Origin of the sequence: Caballeronia sp. LZ024 (assembly GCF_031451455.1) — a bacterium.
GTDB lineage: Bacteria > Pseudomonadota > Gammaproteobacteria > Burkholderiales > Burkholderiaceae > Caballeronia > Caballeronia telluris.
This window is the reverse complement of record NZ_JARUXL010000040.1, coordinates 1-996: the sequence shown is the minus strand read 5'-3', so window position 1 is coordinate 996 and position 996 is coordinate 1. Positions and strand designations below refer to the sequence as shown.

General features: G+C 58.2%; 1 protein-coding gene. It reads right to left on the bottom strand.

The window, feature by feature from the left end; all coding sequences use genetic code 11:
• Nucleotides 1-72 precede the first annotated feature (72 nt).
• Nucleotides 73-414, bottom strand: coding sequence for a hypothetical protein (locus QCE48_RS31630; RefSeq protein ID WP_309784504.1), 342 nt, complete (start codon nucleotides 412-414; stop codon nucleotides 73-75).
• Between the last annotated feature and the right edge of the window lie 582 nt (nucleotides 415-996).

The window sequence follows — 996 nt, the reverse complement described above, 5'->3', positions numbered from 1 at the left end:
CCTGGTCATTAGTGTTCACTTGTCCACCTATTCGTTAAGTGGACACGATGCTCCCAAGGCTGCTACATCGATTCAAGATGCCATCACCGGGCGCTTACGCCCAATCGCCGGAAGATCCACCTTTACAGTGCCGCCATTTTCCGTGTCTCGTTTAAGCGCGAGCTGCAGCTCGATCGACTCGAGATATACGTTCAGCTTCTGAACATTCGCCTGCTGCGTCTTGTCCGCGTTCTTCGCGGCATCTGCGATCTCCTTGCATTCCTTCTGGCGAGCGGATTTGATCTGCGCGCGTACCTGATCGAGCACCGTGTCGATCATCATGCCTTTATCGTCGGTGGTCTGAGGCGGCTTCGGCTGAAACAGGCAGCAGCCCGACAACGAGCCGGCAACCGCCGCCCATGCGAGTCTCGGCATTTTTCACGGCATCTCTCCATTGTTATTTTCCGAGCGTCGCTCCGGCCCGCTGCTATCGATGTGTGCCGCCGCACATTGCGGTTCAGGAATACCGCAGAACTGGACGACACTTCGCTTGACGGCCCTCCCTTTGTGCGAATGTCCCTCTTGGGTCGTCAAGAAGCATTGGATTTTCCTGCTAGCGGCCATTTGCGATCCACGAATTCGACCGGTGGTTCCGTCTCAGCGACGGCCGGTAAACTTGGCACACTGCCGTAGGGTCACTTCGGAGTCACTGGCGGTTCAGGGTCGGCGGGTCCGCGAGCGCGATCATCGTGGGAGAAAGCCACTAACCGTCTGCGACCTCTGACTTTTGTACATTGAATCGTCCTGTGTACAGCTGACCGCGGCGACGAGCGGTACAGCAAAGTTAAGCAGGCGGGTTCGGCGCGGTCGACAAAGGTGCGCGCAGTCCTGCACTCAGCTGAGACGCAGATCCCTGACTGGGCGGCGACAATGGTTAAGTCCGGTGTAGCGACATTCATCTTGGCCGGTAGTGAGAAGTCGAAGGCGGCGTAGCCCCGGAGACGACGAGCTGCCGGC